This is a genomic window from Microbacterium sp. P5_E9 (assembly GCF_054049175.1).
Genome location: NZ_JBFUMV010000135.1, coordinates 1 through 542, shown reverse-complemented (window position 1 = coordinate 542; position 542 = coordinate 1). Strand labels below are relative to the sequence as shown.

General features: G+C 65.9%; 1 protein-coding gene. It reads left to right on the top strand.

Going from position 1 to position 542, the window contains the following annotated elements:
- Positions 1-542, top strand: a 542-nt coding sequence (locus ACXJ3V_RS20640) for an aldehyde dehydrogenase family protein (protein ID WP_457102223.1), incomplete at both ends; no start/stop codon positions are given.

Genomic DNA, 542 nt, shown 5'->3' with positions numbered 1-542 from the left:
GTGCATGGCCGTCTCCGTGCTCGTGGCGGTGGGCAACATCGCCGACGACCTGGTGGAGGCAATTTCCACCCGGATGGCTGACCTCAAGATCGGCCCCGGCACGGACCCGGCCTCGCAGATGGGTCCCCTCATCACCAAGGAACACCGGGACAGGGTGGCTTCCTACGTCGCAGGGGCAGCCAACGAAGGCGCCACCGTGGTGGTGGACGGCCGCGAGCAGGCTTTCGACTCGGACGGCTTTTTCATCGGGGTCAGCCTGGTGGACCACGTGAAGCCGGGCATGAAGGTGTACGACGACGAAATCTTCGGTCCCGTGCTCTCGGTGGTCCGCGCGGACAGCTACAGCGACGCCGTCAGGCTGGTGAACGACAATGAGTTCGGCAACGGCGTGGCCATCTTCACGCGCGACGGCGGGGCGGCCCGCCAGTTCGAGTTCGACGTCGAGGTGGGCATGGTGGGCGTCAACGTGCCCATTCAGGTGCCGGTGGGGACGTTCTCCTTCGGCGGCTGGAAGAACTCGCTGTTCGGCGACACCCACTTGT